The organism is Nocardioides kongjuensis, from assembly GCF_013409625.1.
Classification (GTDB): Bacteria; Actinomycetota; Actinomycetes; order Propionibacteriales; family Nocardioidaceae; genus Nocardioides; species Nocardioides kongjuensis.
Map to the genome: position 1 here is coordinate 5,335,822 of NZ_JACCBF010000001.1, position 20,602 is coordinate 5,356,423.

Below are 20,602 nucleotides of genomic sequence, written 5' to 3' on the forward strand. Positions count from 1 at the left end.
CCCTTCCTCTTCGTGGGACTGTAGTCCCATGATGAGATTCGCATACCATGTACATCGTGTCAACGGACTACACGGCATCGGGGCGGATGCGGCAGAAGCAGCGCACCCGTGACCAGCTCGTCGCGGCGGCGCGTGACCTGATCGCCACCGGCAGCACGCCGCGCGTCGAGGAAGCCGCTGAGGCGGCCGGCATCTCCCGGACCACCGCGTACCGCTACTTCGCGTCGCGTGCCGAGCTCCTCGTGGCGGCGTACCCCGAGACAGGTGCCGCTTCGGCGCTCCCCGACCCTGCGCCGGCGGACGTGGAGGAGCGGGTGGCCGCTGTCGCCGACTTCGTCATCGATCGCGTGCGGGTCGCCGAGCCGCAGCAGCGCTCGATGCTGCGGCTCTCGCTGGACGGCCGCCCGCACGAGCTCCCGCTTCGCCAGGGGCGCGCGATCGCGTGGTTCGAGGAGGCGCTCGCGCCGCTCGCCGGATCGATCAGCGACGACGGCGTCCACCGGCTCGCGCTCGCGCTGCGGGCGGCCTGCGGCATCGAGACCCGGGTCTGGCTGACGGACGTCGCCGGACTGGAGCCGGCGGACGTCGACGGCCTGCAGCGGTGGATGGTCGACGCGCTGGTCAGGCAGGCGGTCGCGTCGCCGCCGGCCTGAGCCCCTCGTCCGGCGCGTGGTTGCCGAGGCGCCAGCCGCCGAGCGGCAGGTCGAGCGCCGACGCCGGTCCCCACGTGCCGGCGGCGTACGGCTCCACCGGTGGGCGGCGGTCGAGCACCGGCTGGAAGATCTCCCAGATCCGGTCCACCTCCTCGGAGCTGATGAACAGGGTGCGGTCGCCGCGCATCACGTCGAGCAGCAGGCGCTCGTAGGCCTCCAGCGGATCGGCGCCGGGGACGTCGCCGACGAGGTCGAGGCGGAACACGCCCTCGACGACGGCCATGTCCGGCCCGGGCCGCTTGGCGCGCACGTCGATGGCGATCCGCGGCTGGTCGGCCAGCTCGATCACCAGCTCGTTGGGCTCGGGGTTCCCGCCGCCCTCGGGCTTGAGCCACCGGTGCCGCGGGTCGCGGAACCGGACCGTGATCGTGCGACGCCCGTCGGCCAGCGCCTTGCCGGTGCGCAGGTAGAACGGCACGTCGCGCCACCGGTCGTTGTCGATCCAGACCTCCGCGGCCACGAAGGTCTCCACGTGCGAGTCGGGCGCCACGTCGGGCTCGTCGCGGTAGCCGTCGTACTGGCCGAAGACGACCCGCTCCGGGTCGATCGGCCGGACGGCGGAGAACGTCGCGGCCTTCGCGGCGCGGATCGCCGACGCGCGGAACGCGTGCGGGTCCTCGAGCGCGACGAAGCCGAGCAGCTGCGCGAGGTGCGTGGTCACCATGTCCTTGAGGCAGCCGGTGCCCTCGTAGAAGCTGCCGCGGCCCTCGACCGTGAGCTTCTCGGGTACGTCGATCTGCACCGACTCGATCGAGTGCCGGTTCCACGCCGGCTCGAACAGGCCGTTGGCGAAGCGCAGCGCGAGGATGTTCTGCACCGCCTCCTTGCCGAGGAAGTGGTCGATGCGGAACACCTGGTCCTCGGCGAACGCCGAGCAGAGCACGTCGTGGAGCTCGCGGGCGGTCGCGAGGTCGGTGCCGAACGGCTTCTCGGCCACCAGCCGGGAGCGGTCCACGAGGTCCTCGCGGTGGAGCATCCCGACCATGCCCTTGACCGCGCCGGGCGGGACCGAGAGGTAGAGCAGGCGGCGCACGTCGCCCAGCAGGCAGCCGCAGCGCGCGAGGATCCGGTCCTCGGCGTCGGCGACCGCCCGGGCGAGCGCCGTGCCGTCGTCGGCCGAGGACGCGACGAAACGGGTCCGCTCGAGCAGGGGGCCGGCCACGGACTCGTCGACGTCGCCGACGAACTCGGCCAGGGCGTCGCGGACGTGGCGGCGGAAGTCGTCGTCGCTGCCGGGGGAGTGGCGACCGCTGCCGATCACCTCGACGTGGTCGGGAAGCCGGCCTGCGGCGGCCAGCCGGTACAGGCCCGGGAAGAGCTTGCGGGCGGCCAGGTCGCCGGTCGCGCCGAAGAGGACGAGGACGTGCGGGGAGAGGTCGGAAACCACCGTCCCAGCCTCCCGGATCCGTCAAGGGGCGAGCGCTGCGTGATGCGGCTCACGCCCTACACTGGTCAAGTGGAGGTCCCCGACAAGTTCGCTGCACTCGGTCTCACCTACGACGACGTCCTGCTGCTGCCGGGTCATTCCGACCTGGTGCCGGACGACATCGACACCACCTCGCGGTTGACCCGCGAGATCTCGCTGAGGTCGCCGCTGATCAGCGCCGCGATGGACACCGTGACCGAGTCGCGGATGGCGATCGCGATGGCGCGCCAGGGTGGCATCGGCATCCTGCACCGCAACCTCTCCGCCGAGGAGCAGGCCTACCAGGTCGACCTCGTCAAGCGGACCCAGACCGGGATCATCTCGAACCCCGTCACCATCGGCCCCGACGCGACCCTCGAGGAGCTCGACCGGATCTGCGGCGAGTACCGCGTCTCCGGCCTCCCCGTCGTCGACGCCGACAACCGGTTGCTCGGCATCTGCACCAACCGCGACCTGCGGTTCACCCCCGTCGCGGAGTGGGCCACCACCAAGGTCGACGAGGTGATGACCCCGATGCCGCTGGTCACCGGCAGCACCGGCATCTCCCGGGACGACGCCACCGCGCTGCTGCGCAAGCACAAGCGCGAGCGGCTCCCGCTCGTCGACGCCGACGGCCGCCTCGGCGGCCTGATCACGGTCAAGGACTTCGTGAAGTCCGAGCAGTTCCCGCTCGCCTCCAAGGACGGCGACGGCCGGCTCATGGTCGGTGCCGCGATCGGCTACTTCGGCGACGCCTGGGAGCGGGCCACCGGCCTGATCGAGGCCGGCGTCGACGTGCTCGTCGCCGACACCGCCCACGGGCACGTCACCCTGCTGCTCGACATGGTCCGCCGGCTCAAGTCCGACCCGGCCACCAAGCACGTCCAGGTCATCGGCGGCAACGTCGCCACGCGCGAGGGCGCACAGGCGTTCGTCGACGCCGGCGCCGACGCCGTCAAGGTCGGCTTCGGCCCCGGCTCCATCTGCACGACCCGGGTCGTCACCGGATGCGGCGTCCCGCAGGTCACCGCGGTCTACGAGGCCTCGCTCGCGGCCGGGCCGGCCGGCGTACCCGTCATCGCCGACGGCGGCCTCCAGCAGTCCGGCGACATCGCCAAGGCCATCGTCGCCGGCGCCGAGTCGGTGATGATCGGCTCGATGCTCGCCGGCTGCGAGGAGTCGCCCGGCGAGGTCGTCTTCCACCAGGGCAAGCAGTACAAGGCCTACCGCGGCATGGGCTCGCTCGGCGCCATGTCGAGCCGCGGCAAGAAGTCCTACTCCAAGGACCGCTACTTCCAGGCCGAGGTCACCAGCGACGACAAGATCGTCCCCGAGGGCATCGAGGGCCGGGTCGCCTACAAGGGCCCGCTCGCCGGCGTCGCCCACCAGCTCCTCGGCGGCCTGTCGCAGTCGATGTTCTACGTCGGCGCGCAGACCATCCCCGAGCTGCAGGCCAAGGGCCGGTTCATCCGGATCACCTCGGCCTCGCTCAAGGAGAGCCACCCGCACGACATCGAGATGACGGTCGAGGCGCCCAACTACCACCGGTAGGCGGCTTCCCGGCTCCCGGGTATGCCCTGCCGATGCGGCGGTACTGCATCGGGAGAGGCGGAGGGAGCCGAGATGGACGTCGAGAAGTGGTTCGCAGAGGCGAGCGATCCCGGGTGGATCGCGGTCTACGTGATCGTGGCGCTGCTGGTGATCGGCATCCTCGTGCTGGTCGCAACGCGACAGCGGCGCGAGCACAACCGTCACCGCGCGGACGAGCTCCGCACGCAGGCGCGCCAGCGCGAGGGAACCGTGCGCCGGCGCGACGCCGAGGCACGGCAGCTCGCCGCCGAGTCGGAGCAGGCCCGCGCGGAGGCGGACCGGCTCGAGGCCGAGGCACAGGAGAAGCGGGCCGTGTTCGAACGCGAGCGCGCCGCCCAGCAGCACCGGCTGCGCGAGGCGGACAAGCTGGACCCCCGCACGACCGGACGGCACGAGGGCGACCGCTGAGGCGAGGACGCTCCGCCTAGGCTCGACGGTGTGAGCGACCTCGCCATCCGCCCCTTCCGCGAGACCGACTGGCCGGCGGTGGCGGCGATCATCACCGAGGTGCTGAGCGCCGGTGAGACGTACGCCGTCCCGGTGCTCGACGACGCCGAGCTTCGAGGTGATCGGCACCGTCCCGGGCGCCTTCCGGCGACCTGACGGAAGCCTCGCCGGGCTGCACCTCATGTTCGTGGACCTGGCCCGGGGCCGCGGAGTGCGGGCCTGACCTCGCGCACCGATATCCTCACGTCGTGAGCGACATCGAGATCGGCCGCGCCAAGCGGGCCCGGACGGCGTACTCCTTCGACGACATCGCGATCGTGCCCTCCCGGCGCACGCGTGACCCCGAGGAGGTCAGCGTCGACTGGCAGATCGACGCCTACCGCTTCTCCCTGCCGATCCTCGCCGCGCCGATGGACTCGGTGATGTCGCCGAGGACCGCGATCGACTTCGGCCGCTTCGGTGGCCTCGGGGTGCTCAACCTCGAGGGCCTGTGGACCCGGTACGACGACCCGCAGCCGCTCCTCGACGAGGTCGCCGGGCTGCAGGGAGTCGAGGCCACCCGCCGCCTGCAGGAGATCTACACCGAGCCGATCAAGGCCGAGCTGATCACCGAGCGGCTGCGTGAGGTGCGCGAGGCCGGCGTGACGGTGGCGGGCTCCCTGTCGCCGCAGCGCACCAAGGAGTTCGCCAAGACGGTGACCGACGCCGGCGTCGACCTGTTCGTCATCCGCGGCACCACCGTCTCGGCCGAGCACGTGTCCAGCCAGGCAGAGCCGTTGAACCTCAAGGAGTTCATCTACGAGCTCGACGTCCCGGTCATCGTCGGCGGCTGCGCGACCCACCAGGCCGCCCTCCACCTGATGCGCACCGGCGCGGCCGGCGTCCTGGTCGGCTTCGGCGGCGGCGCCGCCCACACCACCCGCACCGTCCTCGGCATCTCCGTCCCGATGGCCTCCGCCGTCGCCGACGTCGCCGCCGCGCGCCGCGACTACCTCGACGAGTCGGGCGGCCGCTACGTCCACGTCATCGCCGACGGCTCCATCGGCACGTCCGGCGACCTCGCCAAGGCGATCGCGTGCGGCGCCGACGCCGTGATGGTCGGCTCGCCGTTCGCCCGCGCCACCGACGCCCCCGGCCGCGGCTTCCACTGGGGCGCCGAGGCGCACCACGCGGACCTGCCCCGCGGCCAGCGGGTCCAGTTCGACCAGGTCGGCACCATCGAGGAGATCCTGTTCGGGCCCTCCCGCGTCGCCGACGGCACGATGAACCTGGTCGGCGCCCTCAAGCGCTCGATGGCCACCACCGGCTACACCGAGCTCAAGGAGTTCCAGCGCGTCGAGGTCGTCGCGCACTGATGCTCGTCGCCGCCGCCCAGGCCGAGGCCCGCGCCGGCGACCTCGCCCACAACGTCGCCACCGCCGCCCGTCTCGTCCGTGAGGCGGGTGGGCGGGGCGCTCGGGTGGTGGTGCTCCCCGAGGCCTTCCTGACCGGGTACGACGCCAGCGCGTTCTGCGGCGACGTGCCGACCCCCGTCGACCTGGCCGGCCCGCTGCTCGACCCGCTGCGCGCGGCCGCGGCCGCAACCGGCGCCACGGTGGTCGCCTCCACCGCGCTGCGCCGCGACCACGGCCGGACCCTCGCGTCGGTGGTCGTCGAGCCCGACGGCACCACCTCGGCGCCGTACGACAAGCAGCACCTCGACGGTGACGAGCCGACCTGGTTCGTCCCCGGGGAGCACCCCGCGACCATCACCGTCGACGGCGTCGTGCTCGCGCTGTCGATCTGTCGCGACGGCAGCATCCCCGAGCACGCCGCGACCGCCGCGGCGGCCGGAGCCTCGGCGTACCTCGCCTCGGTCGCCTACTTCCCCGGCGGCGCCCGTCGCCTCGACGTCACCTACGCCGCCCGCGCGCTCGACCATCGGATGCACGTCGTGGTCGCCGGCCTGACCGGACGGTGCGGACCGTCCACCTTCATCGGCGGCTCCGCCGTCTACGGTCCCGACGCCGAGGCGCTCGCGCGGCTCGGTGACGAGGAGGGCCTGGCGCTCGCCGAGATCCGTTGAGGACGGGCCGGCTCGACCGGGTCAGGGGCGCAGGCTGCGCGCCAGGCTCGCGGTGAGCCGGTCGACCCAGGCGTCGTCGAGCTGTCCGGGCGTCAGCAGCACCCCGGCGATGATCGTCCCGATGATCGTCTGGATCAGGTCGTCGGCCCGGGCGTCGGGGTGCGCCTCGCCGGCCGAGACCGCGACCGCGAGCCGCTCGTCGATCGCCCGGAACGACCCGGCGAAGCGCTCCAGCATGGCCGTGTGCAGGTCGGGCCAGGTGCTGATCTCGGCCAGCAGGGCGGGCAGCGCGGCCGCGCCGACGGGGGAGCAGAGGGCGTCGCGGGCGCCCCGGACGATGCCGGCGAGGTCCTCCTCCAGCGGCCCGCCGAGGTGCATGTCGAGGGCGAGCTCGCTGGGGAACGCGGCCTCGTGGACGAGGTGGGGGAGCGCGGTCCAGCGGCGGTAGAGCGCCGCCTTCGTCGTACCGGCCCGGGCGGCGACGGCCGCGCCGGTGACGGCGGCGTACCCGCCCTCGGCGAGCAGGGCGCGGACCGCCTCGAGAGCGGCCTGCTCGATCCGCGGGTCCCGCGGACGGCCGGTCGCACGGGTTGCGGACATTTCCGTCCCCATGACCTCTTCCCCTCTTTCGATACCGAGGGTACCGTAACGCTCGACGTGACGTAGAACACGTTCTAGCAGTGTCGAGCCAGGAGGACCCGTGAGCGAGTTGCCCGCAGAGATGGCCGAGATGACCCTGCAGCGGTCGAGCCGCGACCAGGGTGCGGTCCACGACCGCCTCGAGGAGTGGCTCGCCGGCGTGCTGCCCGCCGGCGCCGAGCCGGTCGTCACGCTCCACGCGGGCGTCGACAGCAACGGCATGTCGAGCGAGACCGTGGTCCTCGACCTCACCCACACCGTCGACGACGAGCGGGTCACCGAGGAGCTGATCGCCCGGGTCGCCCCGGCGCCGGAGGACCTGCCGGTGTTCCAGGAGTACCGCCTCGGCGACCAGTACGACGCCATGCGACTGGCCTCCGAGCTGACCGACGTGCCGGTGCCGACGGTGCGCTGGATGGAGCCCACCGGCGAGGTGCTCGGCACGCCGTTCTTCCTCATGGACCGGATCGCGGGCGTCGTCCCGCCCGACGTGCTGCCCTACACCTTCGGCGACAACTGGCTCTTCGACGCCTCGCCCGAGGAGCAGGCCCGGCTGCAGCGCGCCAGCATCGAGGTGCTGGCCCGGCTGCACGCCATCCCCGACGCCGCCGCCACCTTCGCCTTCCTCGACCCCGCCGAGGCCGGGTACGACGGTGCGACCCCGCTGGCCCGCAACATCGCCAAGACCCGCGCCTGGTACGACTACGCCGTCAACGCCCCCGAGGGCAGCCCGCGCTCCCCGCTGGTCGAGCGCGGCCTCGCGTGGCTCGAGGCCAACCTCCCCGACGAGAGCGCCGACCCGGTGCTGGTCTGGGGAGACGCCCGCATCGGCAACGCGATGTACGACGACTTCCGCCCCGTCGCGGTCCTCGACTGGGAGATGGCGACCCTCGGCACCCGCGAGATGGACCTGGCCTGGATGGTCTTCGCCCACCGCGTCTTCCAGGAGATCGCGACCATGCTCGGCCTGCCCGGCATGCCGGACTTCCTCGACGAGGACGCCGCGCGGGCGACGTACGCCGAGCTCAGCGGGGTCGAGGTCGGTGACCTGACCTGGCACCAGCTGCACGCCGCCGTGCTGTGGGCCTGCGTCTTCATGCGCACCAGCGCCCGCCAGGTCCACTTCGGCGAGATCGAGAGGCCCGAGGACCCCGAGTCCGTCTTCCACCACCGCCCGCTCTTCGAGCGGCTCCTCGAGGAGGTCGGCGCATGAGCACGCGCAACGACCACGGCCTGCACGGCGAGTACTACGGCGTCGGGCCGCTCGACGAGTTCCCGATCCACCAGCTCCCGCGTCCCGTCGCCTGGGCGGGCAGCAGCGACCGCAACTTCTACGACCGCTGCTACCTCAACGCCCACGACCGCACCGGCGACCTGTTCCTCATCACCGGCCTCGGCTTCTACCCGAACCTCGGCACCAAGGACGCCTACGTCCTGCTCCGTCGCGGCGACGAGCAGACCGGCCTCCACCTCGGCGACGCCGCCGACCCGCGCGGCGCCGACCGGATGGACCAGCAGGTCGGGAACTACCGGATCGAGGTCGTCGAGCCGCTGCGCAGGCTGCGCGTCGTGCTCGAGGAGACCGAGGGCATCGCGATGGACCTGACCTGGGAGGGCTCCTTCCCGGTCGTCCAGGAGCTGCCCCACGTGATGCGTCAGGGCAGTGGTACGACGCTCGACGCGCAGCGCTTCGCCCAGGTCGGCACCTGGGAGGGCGTGCTCAGCGTCGACGGCACCGACATCGCCGTGACCCCGGACCGCTGGGTCGGCACCCGCGACCGCTCCTGGGGCATCCGGCCGGTCGGCGAGGCGGCGCCCGCGGGCAAGCCGGCCGACCCGGCCTTCGAGGGCATGTGGTGGCTCTACCTGCCGCTGCGCTTCGAGGACTTCTGCATCGTGATGATCATCCAGGAGACGCCCGACGGCTTCCGGACGCTCAACGACTGCACCCGCACCTGGAAGGACGGACGGGTCGAACAGCTCGGCTGGCCGCGCGTCGAGATCCGCTACGGCCCGGGCACCCGCGTGCCGACCGGCGCGACCGTCACCTGCACGACGCCCGAGGGCAAGGAGCTGGTGCTCGAGGTCGACTCGTTGCTGCCGGTGCCGATCCACGTCGGCGGCGGGTACGGCGGTGACTCCGACTGGACCCACGGCATGTGGAAGGGCGCCGCGTTCACCGAGCGGCTGACCTACGACATGCACGACTCGGCCGTCGCCGGGCGCGTCATGTTCGGCGTGATCGACCACGTCGGTCGGGCCACCGTGCACGGCGCCGGCGCCGGCGTGCCCGAGGGCAGCGAGGGGTGGGGCCTCTTCGAGCACGGCGCCCTCGGCCGGCACGACCCCAGTGGCTTCGCCGACTGGTTCACCCTCGCCCCCTGACCCCGCACCACCCGAAAGGAACACCCTCATGACCCTCGACCGCGACGCCCTCTTCATCGGCGGCACCTGGGCCAGGCCCGCCACCGACGCCGTGCTGGAGGTGGTCTCCCCGCACTCGGAGGAGGTCGTCGCACGGGTGCCCGAGGGGTCGACCGCCGACATCGACCTCGCGGTCGCCGCTGCCCGCAGGGCCTTCGACGAGGGCCCGTGGCCGCGGATGAGCCCGGCCGAGCGGATCGACGTCGTGCAGAACCTGTCCGGCCTGTACGCCGCGAAGCTGGAGGAGATGGCGACCATCATCTCCACCGAGATGGGCTCGCCGATCTCCTTCAGCTCGCTCGCCCAGGCGCCGGCGCCGTGGATGCAGATCGAGGCCTTCCTCGGCATCGCGCGCGAGTTCCCGTGGGAGGAGCGGCGCGCGGGCGTGCTCGGCGCGGACGTCGTCGTGCGACACGAGCCGGTCGGCGTCGTCGCGGCCATCCCGCCGTGGAACGTCCCGCAGTTCACGATCCTGTCCAAGGTCGTCCCGGCGCTGCTGGCCGGCTGCACCGTCGTCGTGAAGCCGGCGCCCGAGACCCCGCTCGACGCCTACCTCCTCGCGGAGCTGCTCGTCGAGGCCGGCGTGCCCGAGGGTGTCGTCTCGATCGTGGCCGGTGGTCGTGAGGTTGGCGAGCACCTGGTGCGCCACCCCGGCGTCGACAAGGTCGCGTTCACCGGCTCCACCGCCGCCGGGCGCAGGATCGGCGCGATCTGCGGTGAGCAGCTCAAGCGGGTCTCGCTCGAGCTCGGCGGCAAGTCGGCCGCGATCATCCTCGACGACGCCGACGAGGCCGCCGCGATCGAGGGCCTGAAGTTCCTCGGCGTGATGAACTCCGGCCAGGCCTGCGTCGCCCAGACCCGCGTGCTCGTCTCGCAGGAGCGCCACGACGCCTTCGCCGCTGCCCTGGCGTCCGCCATCGGTGCCATGAAGGTGGGCGACCCGCTCGACCCCGCCACCGAGATCGGCCCGATGGTCGCGCAGCGCCAGCAGGAGCGCGTGGCGTCCTACATCCGGATCGGCCAGGAGGAGGGCGCCCAGCTGCTGACCGGCGGCGAAGGCCGCCCCGAGGGCCTCGACCAGGGCTGGTACGTCCGCCCGACCGTCTTCGCCGGCGTCGACAACAAGATGCGCATCGCCCAGGAGGAGATCTTCGGCCCGGTCCTCTCGGTCATCCCGTACGTCGACGTGGCCGACGCCGTCCGGATCGCCAACGACTCGGAGTACGGCCTCGCCGGCACCGTGTGGACCGCCGACCAGGAGGCCGGCCTCGAGGTGGCCCGCGGCGTGCGCACCGGCACCTACGGCGTCAACACCTACACGATGGACTTCGCGGCGCCGTTCGGCGGCTTCAAGGCCTCCGGGCTGGGCCGCGAGTTCGGTCCCGAGGGCCTGGCGCAGTACACCGAGGCCAAGTCGGTGTACCTGTCCGCGCCGGCGATGTAGGCGGCTGCAAGCCCGCTGCAAGGCTGTCGGCGCAGGCTCGGTACTGCCACAATGAGCCGAGCCGAGGAGCCCGCGATGTCCCAGCAGCCGGTGGTCGACCGATTCCTCGAGGCCGTGCGCCTCGCCCGCATCGACGAGTGCGACGACGTGTGGGCGCCGGGCGCGACCCTCGCCGCGACCGTCCCGAACTGGCGGTTCCACCGGACCGGGCCGGAGCAGATCCGCGCGACCTACCGGGGCTGGTTCGCCGACCCGGGGCGGTTCGAGGAGTTCCGCCGCTCACCGGTGGCGGGCGGTGAGGTCGTGGAGTACCTGCTCACCTGGACCGAGCGGGGGATTCCTCACGCCGCGCACCACCTGCACTGGCTCGAGGTCGCCGACGACCGGATCGTCGCCGACGTGGTCGTCTGCGGGGGCCGCTGGCCGGCGTCCCTGCTGGCCGAGATGGAGGCCGCGGATGCCTGAGCGTCCCGTCCTCGACTCCGTCGCCGCCCTGCTCGACGGCGTGACCGATCGCGCGGCGCTCGACGCGCCGGGGAAGTCGGGAGCGGTTCTCGAGCGGGTGCGGATCGAGGGGCGCCCGTACGTCGTCAAGTACCTCGACCACGAGGCCGACTGGTCGCTGCGGGCGGCGGGGGTGCCCGGGTCCCCGACGGTGGCGCTGTGGGAGCGGGGGATCCTCGACGCGCTGCCACACGAGATCGTCCAGCCGATCGTCGCGGTCGCCCACGACCGGGATCGGCCGACACTCTCTGTCGTGCTCATGCACGACGTGGGTCCGTGGCTGGTGCCCGCCGTCGACGAGCCGATCAGTGCCGAGCAGAACACCCGCTTCCTCGACCACATGGGCGCGCTGCACGTCACCTTCTGGGAGACGGGGCTCGACGTCGACGTCGTCACCCCGCGCAACCGCTACCTCGAGCTGTCCCCGCGGATGGCGGCCGCCGAGGCCGCGCTCGGCTCGACCCACCTCGTGCCGAGCCTGGTGGCGGAGGGCTGGCCGCGGCTGGAGTCCGTGGCGCCCCGGGCCGCGGCGGTCGTCGTCCCCCTGGTCGAGGAGCCGGACCCTCTGCTGGCAGCGCTCGCGGCGACGCCGCAGACCTTCGTCCACGGCAACTGGAAGCTCGACAACCTCGGCACCGACGATGCGGGCCGCACCGTTCTCCTCGACTGGGAGACCCCGGGCCGGGGAGCGGGCACTGCCGACCTGGCGTGGTACCTCGCCATCAACTGCCGCCGGCTGCCGGTCAGCAAGGAGCGGGCGATCGACGACTACCGCGCTGCGCTCGAGCGCCGCGGCGTCGCGACCGAGCCGTGGTGGGAGCGGCAGCTCGCGCTCGCGCTGCTCGGTGCGCTCGTGCAGTTCGGCTGGGAGAAGGCGCTGGGTGGGTACGACGACGAGCTGGCGTGGTGGGAGGAGCGAGCCGTCGAGGCGGCGCCCCTGCTGCGATGAGCGACGCGATGCGGGAGGCCTACGACGTCGCCGCGCCCGCGTGGCGCGCAGGTCCGGCACGGCTCTACGCCCGGCTGGCCGCGGCCCTGGTCGACGGCCTCGACCTGGCCGGTGCCGCGGTGCTGGACGCCGGTGCCGGCACTGGCGTGGCCGGAGACGCGGCGCGTCGAGCCGGGGCGGCGCGGGTGGTCGCGGTGGACCTGGCCCCGGCGATCCTGCAGCGCCCGCCGGTCCTCGCGGTCGCTGCCGACCTGGCCCGCCTGCCCTTCGCCGACGGGTCCTTCGACGTCGCGCTGGCAGCCTTCAGCCTCGGCCACCTGACCGACCCGGTGCCGGTGCTCTCGGCGCTGCGCCGGGTCGCGTCCGTGCTCGCCGCCTCGGCCTTCGCGCAGGGCTGGACGCACCCGGCCAAAGACGTCGTCGGGCAGGTGCTCGCCGCGCACGGGTACCGGCCGCCGGACTGGTACGTCGCGTTCAAGGCCGGCTCCGAGCGCCGCATCGGCGACCCGGACCGGCTGGCCGCGCTGGTGTCCGCGGGCGGCTACGGGTCGGTCGCGGTCGACCGGGTCGAGGTCGCCACCGGCCTCGCCGATCCGGCGGACCTGGTCGCCTGGCGGCTGGGGATGGCCCACCACGCGCCCTTCGTCGCAGGCCTGCCTCCTACCGAGCGCGAGGCCCTTCGGGAGGAGGCCGCCCGGCTGCTGGACGGCGCGCCGCCGGTCGTCGTGCCGATGATCGTGGTCCGCGCACGATGAGCCCCAAGATCGGGCATGGCCGCACGCCTCGTCGGTGCCACGCTGGACGGGTTGTCCCGACGGAGGAGGAGCCATGCGCACGCGTTTCGTTCTTGGACTCGGTACGGCGGTCGCGGCCTGCGCGGTGCCCGCCGCGACCGCGGTGGCCCAGCCCATCGACAAGGGTCACTTCCACGACTCGTTCACCAGCGAGGTCTACGACTGCGACGAGACGCCGGCCCAGGACGCCATCGACGTCGAGGGCAGCTTCGTGCTCAACCAGCGCGGCTCGTCGCCGTTCCCGTACTACCGCGAGAGCGTGCACGGCTCGGTCGTGACGACCAACCTCGACACGGGAGGCACGTTCACCAACGTCTTCTCGGCCAGCAGCCGGGACCACACCATCGTCGACAACGGCGATGGCACCATCACGATCACGGTGTTCGCCTCGGGCGGGTCCCGCTACTACGGCGCGGCCGGGACGCTTGTGCTCAAGGACCCCGGGCAGACCCGCTTCGCGTTCGACATCGACTACAACGGCACGCCGGGCGATCCCGAGGACGACGTCGAGGTGCCGGACTCGTTCCGTGTCGTGAGGTCGTCCACGGGGCACAGCGACTTCTCCGACCGCGACTTCTGCGCCGACCTGGTGCAGTTCACCTCGTAGCTGCTGAACGCTCGACGGCCGCTGCCAGCTGCTCGGCGCGGGTCAGCCAGCGGTCCTCCCCGAGTGCAGCGCCGGTGCTGGCGGCCCACCACCAGGCCTCGATCCCGACCGCGTGCTCGACCCGGCCGAGGTCGCGCCACGCCGCCGCCCGGTCGACCGGCTCGCCGAGCGCGTGCGCGGCCCGGTGGACCAGGAGTCGGGCGCAGGCGTCGTAGCGGGGAACCCCGGCGGCCGCAGCGGCGTCGGCGAGGGCCTGGGCCACTGCGAGGGCGGGCTCCGGTTCCTCGCGCAGCAGGTGGACCTGTGCCTGCAGCAGCTGCAGCTTCATCGCCAGTCGCCACCCGAACACGAGGTCGCCGACCAGGGTCGCGCGGGCCCGGTCGAGCAGCGCGGCGGCGGCGTCGGGGTCGCCCGCGCGCAGCCGCTCCTCGGCCAGGTCCTCGAGCGCGGCGACCAGCACCTCCGGGATCACGACACCGTCGACCGCCTCCTCGGCCGCCTGCTGGTGGGCGTCGACGCCAGCCGCGACGTCGCCGAGGTTGCGCAGCACCCAGCCGGAGAAGTTCACCCCGCGCCCGGCGAAGCGGGGGACGTCGCGGCGCTCGACCTCGGTCGTGTAGCCGCGGAAGCAGGCCAGCGCCTCCGCGGCCCGGCCCGCGACGGCGAGGGTGTGCCCGGTGAACAGCAGCGCGTGCAGCGAAGCGGCCGTGTGCGCGACGCCGACCCCCGGCCGGGTCGCGGGCCGGAGCAGGGCCAGTGCGGCGTCGACCTCGCTGCGGTGCGCATGCAGCACCCCGAGCCAGGCCGCTGCCTCGATCCGGTCCTCGCCGGTCGCCTCGACCAGGGCGGTGCCGAGCCGCTCCCGGGCCCGGTCGAGCTCGCCGCGGGCGTGCAGGATCCGCCCGGACGCGACCAGGCAGCGGGTGCGCGACGCAACGTCGTCCGCCGCCAGCGTCCCGTCCTCGGCGTACGACGCGGCGTCGTCGAAGCGCCGGTCGAAGTACGCCGCCCACGCCGCCGTCTCCCAGCGCATCGGCCCGGAACGGGTGGCCGCGAGCGCGTCCTCCTCGGCATCGCGGTAGCGCCGACGCCGGATCCGGACCCGGGCCCGGGCGAGGAGGGTGTCGTCGTCGGCCGCCAGCGCGAGCGACTGGTCGAGCAGGTCCTCGGCGGTCGCGTGGTCGAAGCGCTCCGCGGCCCGGCCGGCGGCCGTGCGCAGCGCCCGCGCCGCGAGCTCCCCGTCGCCGCCGAGTCGGGCGTGCTCGGCGACGGTGGCCGGGTCGGCGTCGTGGCGTCGGGCGAACGCCCGCCCTGCCTCGCGGTGCAGGAGCGCGGCCCGGCCGGCGGTGGTACCGGAGACGAGGGCGGTGCGGACCAGGTCGTGCCGGAACCGCAGCCGGCCCGCGACCTCGACCAGCAGGCCGCTGCGAGCCGCGCGCTCGGCGTCGGTCAGGACGGCCAGGGTGCTGCGCCCGAGGATGCCTGCGAGCAGGTCGATGTCGAGGTCGCCGCCCAGGACGGCGGCGGTGCGCACCAGCTCGCCGGCGGAGCCCAGGTCGTCGCAGCGGGCGGTCACCGCGGCGACGAGGGACTCCGGTAGGTCGCCGGACGGCGCCGACGCCAGCTCGGCGAGGAAGAGCGGGTGGCCGCCCGAGCGCGCGTACAGCTCGTCGGCTCGCCGTTCGCCGACCAGCGCCGCGACGTGCGTCCGGTCCAGCGGACCGAGCCCGACGTGGTCGGTGGCGGGGAGGTCGTTGCCCTCCGCCGGGCGGGCCCCGAGCACGACGACGAGGGGGAGCGGACGGCGACGCAGGTGGGCCAGCCAGTCGGCCAGCGTCGGTCCGGCCAGGTGCGCGTCGTCGACGACCAGGACGAGCGGACGGTCCGCGGCGATCCGCGCGAGGGCACGGGTGAGCGCGGCGTAGAGCACGGACGGCCCGAGGGCGGGGTCGACGGAGCGGGCGGCGTCCGTGGAGCCGAGCAGGGCCTCGTGGTCGGCGTCGTCCAGGTGCTCGGCCAGGGCTGACAGGACGACGTCGAGCGGTGCCGCCCGATCGAGGGGACCGCAGGTCCCGAGCAGCACCCGGTCGCCCGCCGTACGACGAGATGCGGCCCAGCTGGTCAGCAGGGTGGTCTTCCCGATCCCGGCCTCGCCGGACACCACGGCGACCCGCGGCGCGTGGTCGGCGACAGCCCTGGTGACCAGCGAGTCGAGGTGCGCGAGCTGGCTGTCCCTGCCCACGAGCGCGGGCACGTGGGTCGCGGACCGGACGACCGGCAGCTCCCCGCGCAGGATCGCGGTGTGCAGCGCCGCCGTCTCCTCGTCGGGGTCGACGCCGAGCTGATCGGCCAGGGTCTCGCGCAGCGCGGCGTGCACCGCGAGCGCCTGGGCCGGGCGGCCCGACGCCGCGTGGGCCCGCATCGCCGTGCGAGCGGCCTGCTCGTCGAGCGGGTCCTCGACCAGGTCCGCCGTGGCCAGCTCCAGGGCGTCGCGCCACTCGCCGGCCGCCAGCAGGCTGCTCGCCGCGACCCGGCGGGCGCGCTGCACCAGCCGCACCGCCGCCGCCTGCTCGGCCGCGGCCCACGCCGCCTCGGGCCGCACCTCCGGCACCGGTCCTCGCAGCAGCGCGAGCACCGCCCGGGCCGCCGCGGTCGCCGCCCCCGGCTGCCCGGCCGCGTGGCGGCGCTCCGCCTCCCGGGTCACCGCGTCCAGCTCGACCAGGTCGCACCAGTCGGCGTGCAGGCGGTAGCCGCGGTCGGTCCGCTCGAGGCGCTCGCGACCCAGCAGGCGTCGTACCCGGCTCGCGAGGACCGCGACCTGGTCGCCGGGGCGCCGCGGCTGGTCGTCGCCCCAGAGCGCGTCGACGGCGGCCTCGACCGGGACGCTCGCCCCGCGGGCGAGCGCCAGCAGCAGGAGGAACCCGCGGGCCTTCCTGTCCAGCTGTGCGACGTCGAAGCCGTCGACGGTGAGTTCCCCGAGCACACGCACGGCGAGTGCGCTCACACGCGCCATCCTAGGCCGCGCGAGCGCCCGGCTCAGGGCTTCGCGTAGTTCGAGGCTCCCCACCAGTCGACGACCACGACCGGCTCGTCGCCGATCACCCAGGCGTCGTGGCCCTCCGGCAGCGAGGTCACGTCACCGGGGCGGGCGACCAGCTCGGTGCCGTCGGCCATCAGGATCCCGAGCTCGCCGCTGACGTGGTACTGGAAGTGCGGTGCCTCGCACAGGTCGGTGCCGGCGATCGGCTTCACGTGCTCGGACCACCGCCAGCCCGGCTGCAGGACCAGCCGGCCGATCGGCGTGCCGCCGACGGTGAGGATCTCGGCGACGCCGCGCTCGAACGAGCGGGTCTCGTCGGGGGTGCCGAAGCTCTTGTGCTCGGTCCGCTGCGTGCTGGCCGGGTGCTGGTGGTCGATGCTCATCGCGGTCTCCTGGTGCTCGGGGGCGACGCCTCTCGTCGCCGTGCCGACGAGCCTGCGCCGACCCACTTGCAGCCGGTTTGCAGCGGATCCGGCCCCCTTGACACGGGGGATGGATGTGTAAAGCGGCACATCTGCTACCGATCAGTAGATTCGGTGACTGCGGTCACCTACCCTCGTCCCATGAGCGAAGCGATTCCCGGCTCCGGCGCGTCTTCCGACGGCCCGGTCGTTGACGGTCCGCACGACCCCGAGCACGACCCGCGGGCGTCCTACGCCCTCGAGCCGGAGTACGTCGCCCGGCTGACCGACCGGATCCTCTCGACGACGGGTGCGACCAGCCAGGTCTTCTCGCCGATCAACGGCGCCCCGGTCGCCAACATCCCGCAGTCGAGCACCGACGACGTCGCCGAGGCGTTCCGCCGTGCGCGGGTCGCGCAGGCCGCGTGGGCGCGGGTGTCCGTCGACGAGCGGGCCCGGATCCTGCACCGGCTGCACGACATCGTGCTCGACCGCCAGGCCGAGATCATGGACCTGATCCAGCTCGAGTCCGGCAAGGCCCGCAAGCACGCCTTCGACGAGCCGCTGCACATCGCGCTCACCGCGCGCTACTACGCCCGCACCGCCCACCAGCACCTCGACACCCAGCGCCGCCCGGGCGTCGTGCCCGTGCTCACCAGGGTCGAGCTCAACCGGGTGCCCAAGGGCGTCGTCGGCATCATCTCGCCGTGGAACTACCCGTTCACGATGGCGCTGTGCGACGGCCTCCCCGCCCTGCTCGCCGGCAACGCCGTGGTCGCCAAGCCCGACGCCCAGACCATGCTGTCCGCGCTGCTCGGCGCCCAGCTGCTCGAGGACGCCGGCTTCCCGCGCGACCTGTGGCAGGTCGTGGCCGGACCCGGCCGTGAGCTCGGTACGCCGATCATCCAGCGCGCCGACTACATCTGCTTCACCGGCTCCACCGCCACCGGCAAGATCATCGCCAAGCAGGCGGCCGAGCGGCTGATCGGCTGCTCGCTCGAGCTCGGCGGCAAGAACCCGATCCTCGTGCTGCGCGACGCCGACGTCGAGCGAGCCGCCGAGGGCGCCGTGCGTGCCTGCTTCTCCAACGCCGGCCAGCTGTGCGTCTCCACCGAGCGGATGTTCGTCGCCGACGCCGTCTACGACCGCTTCGTCGAGCGCTTCGTCGCCCGCACCAAGGCGATGAGCCTCGGCGCGACGATGGACTGGGACGCCGACATGGGCACCCTGATCTCGGCCGACCAGCTCGAGACGGTCACCGCCCACGTGGAGGACGCGGTCGCCAAGGGTGCCCGGGTGCTCGCCGGCGGCAAGGCGCGGCCCGACCTGGCGCCGTACTACTTCGAGCCGACCATCCTCGAGGGCGTCACCCCGGAGATGACCTGCTTCGGCAACGAGACCTTCGGGCCGGTCGTGTCGATCTACCGGTTCCACGACGAGGCCGACGCGATCGCCCGCGCCAACGACGGCGAGTACGGCCTCAACGGCTCGGTCTACACCCGCGACACCGTCCGCGGCCGCGCGATCGCCCGCCAGGTCAAGTGCGGCACGGTCAACGTCAACGAGGCCTTCGGCGCGACCTTCGCCAGCATCGACGCCCCGATGGGCGGCATGCGTGAGTCCGGCATGGGCCGGCGCCAGGGCAGCGAGGGCATCCACCGCTACACCGAGACCCAGTCGGTCGCGACGCAGCGGCTGATCCGGTTCGGCCCGATGCTCGGCATGTCCGACGAGGGCTACGCCAAGTTCATGACCGCCTCGCTGCGGCTGATGGACAAGCTGGGCCGCGCATGAACGACTTCGACTACGACGTCCTCGTCATCGGGTCCGGCTTCGGCGGCTCGGTCACCGCACTGCGGCTGACCGAGAAGGGCTACAAGGTCGGTGTCCTCGAGGCAGGTGCACGGTTCACCGACGCCGACTTCGCCGACAACTCCTGGGACCTGAAGAAGTACCTCTACGCGCCCTCCGCCGGGTGCTACGGCATCCAGCGCATCGACATGGTCAAGGACTGCCTGATCCTCGCCGGCGCGGGCGTCGGCGGCGGCTCGCTGGTCTACGCCAACACGCTCTACGAGGCGCTCGACCCGTTCTACAAGGACCCTTCGTGGGCGCACATCACGGACTGGAAGGCCGAGCTCGCGCCGTACTACGACCAGGCGAAGCGGATGCTGGGCGTGGTCACCTACCCGCGGATGACGCCGTCGGACGAGGTGATGAAGAAGGTCGCCGACGAGATGGGTGTCGGCGACACCTTCCACGCCACGCCGGTCGGCGTGTTCTTCGGCGGTCCCTCGCAGTCGCCGGGCGACTCGGTCGAGGACCCGTACTTCGGTGGCGTCGGGCCGCGGCGCAACACCTGCACCGACTGCGGCGAGTGCATGACCGGGTGCCGGCACAACGCGAAGAACACCCTCGTCAAGAACTACCTCTACCTCGCCGAGCAGAACGGTGCCGAGGTGCACCCGCTCACCACGGTCACCCGGGTCCGGCCGCTGGCCGGCGGCGGCTACCGGGTCGACACCCGGTGGACGAAGGCAAAGCTGTCGCGTCGCAGCGCCACGAAGACGTTCACCGCGGAGCAGGTCGTCTTCTCGGCGGCCGCCCTCGGCACCCAGAAGCTGCTGCACCGGCTCAAGGCGACCGGCGACCTGCCGAACGTCTCCGACCGGCTCGGCCACCTCACCCGCACCAACTCCGAGTCGATCCTCGGCGCGATCGCGCCGCAGGGCGCCGACGTCGACTACACCGACGGCGTCGCGATCACCTCGTCGTGGCACCCCGACGAGCACACCCACATCGAGCCGGTGCGCTACGGCAAGGGCAGCAACGCGATGTCGCTCATGCAGACCGTGCTCACCGACGGTGACGGGCCCGACCCGCGCTGGAAGGTGTGGCTCAAGGAGCTGTGGAAGGAGCGGCGCCGGGTCCGTGACCTCTACGACGTCAAGCACTGGTCCGAGCGGGTCGTGATCGCGCTGGTCATGCAGTCGGTCGACAACTCGATCACCACCTTCCCCAAGCGGGTCGCGGGGAAGTGGATCCTGTCGTCCAGGCAGGGACACGGCGAGCCGAACCCGACCTGGATCCCGGCCGCCAACGACGCCGTGCGCCGGATGGCGGCGGTCATGGGTGGCGGCACCGCCGGCGGCACCATCGGCGAGCCGTTCAACCGTCCGCTGACCGCCCACTTCATCGGCGGCTGCACCATCGGCGACAGCCCCGCCACGGGCGTCGTGGACGCCTACCAGCGGATGTACGGCCACCCCGGCCTGCACGTCGTCGACGGCTCCACCATCTCGGCCAACCTCGGCGTCAACCCGTCGCTGACCATCACCGCCCAGGCCGAGCGGGCGATGGCGTACTGGCCCAACAAGGGCGAGGCCGACACCCGGCCCGCCCTCGGCGAGGCCTACGTGTCCATCGAGCCGGTAGCGCCCCGGGCGCCCGTCGTGCCTGACGACGCGCCGGCGGCCCTGCGCCTGCCCATCGTGGGCGTGAGCTGAGGCTCCTGGGGTTCCTGTGCTCTCGTGGGGCGCTCTCCGGCCGGTCCGGGGAGCGCCCCAGAACTTTTCCCAAC

Annotated in this window: 19 protein-coding genes; 15 read left to right on the top strand and 4 right to left on the bottom strand. The window is 73.1% G+C overall.

Translation table 11 applies throughout. The features are described from left to right. Positions 1-56: 56 nt before the first annotated feature. Positions 57-653: a TetR family transcriptional regulator gene (locus tag BJ958_RS25630; RefSeq protein WP_218865971.1), complete on the top strand. Its 597-nt coding sequence runs from the start codon at positions 57-59 to the stop codon at positions 651-653. Here BJ958_RS25630 and zwf read toward each other — a convergent pair. Then, entirely contained in the window at positions 622-2,100 is a 1,479-nt protein-coding gene (zwf, locus tag BJ958_RS25635) for a glucose-6-phosphate dehydrogenase (RefSeq protein ID WP_179729593.1), read from the bottom strand. The two genes, BJ958_RS25630 and zwf, sit on opposite strands and share 32 nt — an antisense overlap. Before the next feature lie 42 nt (positions 2,101-2,142). Here zwf and guaB point away from each other — a divergent pair, with 42 nt between their 5' ends. The 5 genes from guaB (at position 2,143) to BJ958_RS25660 (ending at position 6,220) form a co-directional block, all read left to right on the top strand. Then, complete coding sequence (guaB, locus tag BJ958_RS25640; protein ID WP_179730391.1) at positions 2,143-3,669, top strand: IMP dehydrogenase; 1,527 nt, start codon at positions 2,143-2,145, stop codon at positions 3,667-3,669. Positions 3,670-3,741: 72 nt separating this feature from the next. Beyond that, on the top strand, positions 3,742-4,116 hold the full coding sequence (locus tag BJ958_RS25645) for a hypothetical protein (RefSeq protein WP_179729594.1): 375 nt from the start codon (positions 3,742-3,744) through the stop codon (positions 4,114-4,116). A gap of 30 nt (positions 4,117-4,146) precedes the next feature. Beyond that, positions 4,147-4,311, top strand: a complete 165-nt coding sequence (locus BJ958_RS25650; protein ID WP_179729595.1) for a GNAT family N-acetyltransferase — start codon at positions 4,147-4,149, stop codon at positions 4,309-4,311. Positions 4,312-4,403: 92 nt separating this feature from the next. Next, entirely contained in the window at positions 4,404-5,510 is a 1,107-nt protein-coding gene (locus tag BJ958_RS25655; protein WP_179729596.1) for a GuaB3 family IMP dehydrogenase-related protein, read from the top strand. After that, complete coding sequence (locus BJ958_RS25660; RefSeq protein WP_179729597.1) at positions 5,510-6,220, top strand: carbon-nitrogen hydrolase family protein; 711 nt, start codon at positions 5,510-5,512, stop codon at positions 6,218-6,220. The genes BJ958_RS25655 and BJ958_RS25660 overlap by 1 nt, the downstream gene beginning before the upstream one ends. Positions 6,221-6,241: 21 nt before the next feature. On the opposite strand, the gene BJ958_RS25665 is transcribed toward BJ958_RS25660, so the two are convergent. Beyond that, positions 6,242-6,820 (bottom strand): TetR-like C-terminal domain-containing protein, encoded by a 579-nt coding sequence (locus tag BJ958_RS25665; RefSeq protein ID WP_218865972.1) that lies wholly within the window; start codon positions 6,818-6,820, stop codon positions 6,242-6,244. Positions 6,821-6,920: 100 nt separating this feature from the next. Here BJ958_RS25665 and BJ958_RS25670 point away from each other — a divergent pair, with 100 nt between their 5' ends. The 7 genes from BJ958_RS25670 to BJ958_RS25700 all read left to right on the top strand — a co-directional run bounded on the left by BJ958_RS25670 (position 6,921) and on the right by BJ958_RS25700 (position 13,581). Then, positions 6,921-8,072, top strand: a complete 1,152-nt coding sequence (locus tag BJ958_RS25670) for a phosphotransferase family protein (protein ID WP_343052807.1) — start codon at positions 6,921-6,923, stop codon at positions 8,070-8,072. Next, positions 8,069-9,244, top strand: coding sequence for an Rv3169 family protein (locus BJ958_RS25675; RefSeq protein WP_179729599.1), 1,176 nt, complete (start codon positions 8,069-8,071; stop codon positions 9,242-9,244). The genes BJ958_RS25670 and BJ958_RS25675 overlap by 4 nt, the downstream gene beginning before the upstream one ends. Before the next feature lie 28 nt (positions 9,245-9,272). After that, positions 9,273-10,727 (top strand): aldehyde dehydrogenase, encoded by a 1,455-nt coding sequence (locus BJ958_RS25680; RefSeq protein ID WP_179729600.1) that lies wholly within the window; start codon positions 9,273-9,275, stop codon positions 10,725-10,727. 75 nt (positions 10,728-10,802) lie between these two features. After that, positions 10,803-11,192: a nuclear transport factor 2 family protein gene (locus tag BJ958_RS25685; protein ID WP_179729601.1), complete on the top strand. Its 390-nt coding sequence runs from the start codon at positions 10,803-10,805 to the stop codon at positions 11,190-11,192. After that, positions 11,185-12,180 (top strand): phosphotransferase family protein, encoded by a 996-nt coding sequence (locus BJ958_RS25690; protein ID WP_179729602.1) that lies wholly within the window; start codon positions 11,185-11,187, stop codon positions 12,178-12,180. Before BJ958_RS25685 ends, BJ958_RS25690 begins: the two co-directional genes overlap by 8 nt. After that, positions 12,177-12,935, top strand: coding sequence for a methyltransferase domain-containing protein (locus BJ958_RS25695; RefSeq protein ID WP_179729603.1), 759 nt, complete (start codon positions 12,177-12,179; stop codon positions 12,933-12,935). The genes BJ958_RS25690 and BJ958_RS25695 overlap by 4 nt, the downstream gene beginning before the upstream one ends. A 73-nt stretch (positions 12,936-13,008) precedes the next feature. Further along, entirely contained in the window at positions 13,009-13,581 is a 573-nt protein-coding gene (locus BJ958_RS25700; protein WP_179729604.1) for a lipocalin/fatty acid-binding family protein, read from the top strand. Here the strand turns inward: BJ958_RS25700 and BJ958_RS25705 are convergent. Further along, positions 13,571-16,585 (bottom strand): BTAD domain-containing putative transcriptional regulator, encoded by a 3,015-nt coding sequence (locus BJ958_RS25705; RefSeq protein ID WP_179729605.1) that lies wholly within the window; start codon positions 16,583-16,585, stop codon positions 13,571-13,573. The genes BJ958_RS25700 and BJ958_RS25705 overlap by 11 nt on opposite strands. Before the next feature lie 32 nt (positions 16,586-16,617). Next, positions 16,618-17,004 carry a cupin domain-containing protein gene (locus tag BJ958_RS25710; protein WP_179729606.1) on the bottom strand — a complete coding sequence of 129 codons (387 nt, stop codon included), beginning with the start codon at positions 17,002-17,004 and terminating at the stop codon, positions 16,618-16,620. A 180-nt stretch (positions 17,005-17,184) separates the two neighbouring features. Between BJ958_RS25710 and BJ958_RS25715 the strand changes: the two genes are divergently transcribed. Continuing rightward, positions 17,185-18,816, top strand: coding sequence for a succinic semialdehyde dehydrogenase (locus tag BJ958_RS25715; protein WP_179729607.1), 1,632 nt, complete (start codon positions 17,185-17,187; stop codon positions 18,814-18,816). Next, complete coding sequence (locus BJ958_RS25720) at positions 18,813-20,528, top strand: GMC oxidoreductase (RefSeq protein ID WP_179729608.1); 1,716 nt, start codon at positions 18,813-18,815, stop codon at positions 20,526-20,528. The genes BJ958_RS25715 and BJ958_RS25720 overlap by 4 nt, the downstream gene beginning before the upstream one ends. Positions 20,529-20,602: the final 74 nt, after the last annotated feature.

Excerpts from the sequence above, each read along its gene's own strand:
- BJ958_RS25720 (WP_179729608.1), top strand. The coding sequence starts at position 18,813 with ATGAACGACTTCGACTACGACGTCCTCGTCATCGGGTCCGGCTTCGGC.
- BJ958_RS25645 (WP_179729594.1), top strand. The coding sequence starts at position 3,742 with ATGGACGTCGAGAAGTGGTTCGCAGAGGCGAGCGATCCCGGGTGGATC.
- BJ958_RS25715 (WP_179729607.1), top strand. The coding sequence starts at position 17,185 with ATGAGCGAAGCGATTCCCGGCTCCGGCGCGTCTTCCGACGGCCCGGTC.
- BJ958_RS25680 (WP_179729600.1), top strand. The coding sequence starts at position 9,273 with ATGACCCTCGACCGCGACGCCCTCTTCATCGGCGGCACCTGGGCCAGG.
- BJ958_RS25695 (WP_179729603.1), top strand. The coding sequence starts at position 12,177 with ATGAGCGACGCGATGCGGGAGGCCTACGACGTCGCCGCGCCCGCGTGG.
- BJ958_RS25700 (WP_179729604.1), top strand. The coding sequence starts at position 13,009 with ATGCGCACGCGTTTCGTTCTTGGACTCGGTACGGCGGTCGCGGCCTGC.
- BJ958_RS25710 (WP_179729606.1), bottom strand. The coding sequence starts at position 17,004 with ATGAGCATCGACCACCAGCACCCGGCCAGCACGCAGCGGACCGAGCAC.
- BJ958_RS25690 (WP_179729602.1), top strand. The coding sequence starts at position 11,185 with ATGCCTGAGCGTCCCGTCCTCGACTCCGTCGCCGCCCTGCTCGACGGC.
- BJ958_RS25660 (WP_179729597.1), top strand. The coding sequence starts at position 5,510 with ATGCTCGTCGCCGCCGCCCAGGCCGAGGCCCGCGCCGGCGACCTCGCC.
- guaB (WP_179730391.1), top strand. The coding sequence starts at position 2,143 with ATGCGGCTCACGCCCTACACTGGTCAAGTGGAGGTCCCCGACAAGTTC.
- BJ958_RS25665 (WP_218865972.1), bottom strand. The coding sequence starts at position 6,820 with ATGTCCGCAACCCGTGCGACCGGCCGTCCGCGGGACCCGCGGATCGAG.
- BJ958_RS25675 (WP_179729599.1), top strand. The coding sequence starts at position 8,069 with ATGAGCACGCGCAACGACCACGGCCTGCACGGCGAGTACTACGGCGTC.
- BJ958_RS25685 (WP_179729601.1), top strand. The coding sequence starts at position 10,803 with ATGTCCCAGCAGCCGGTGGTCGACCGATTCCTCGAGGCCGTGCGCCTC.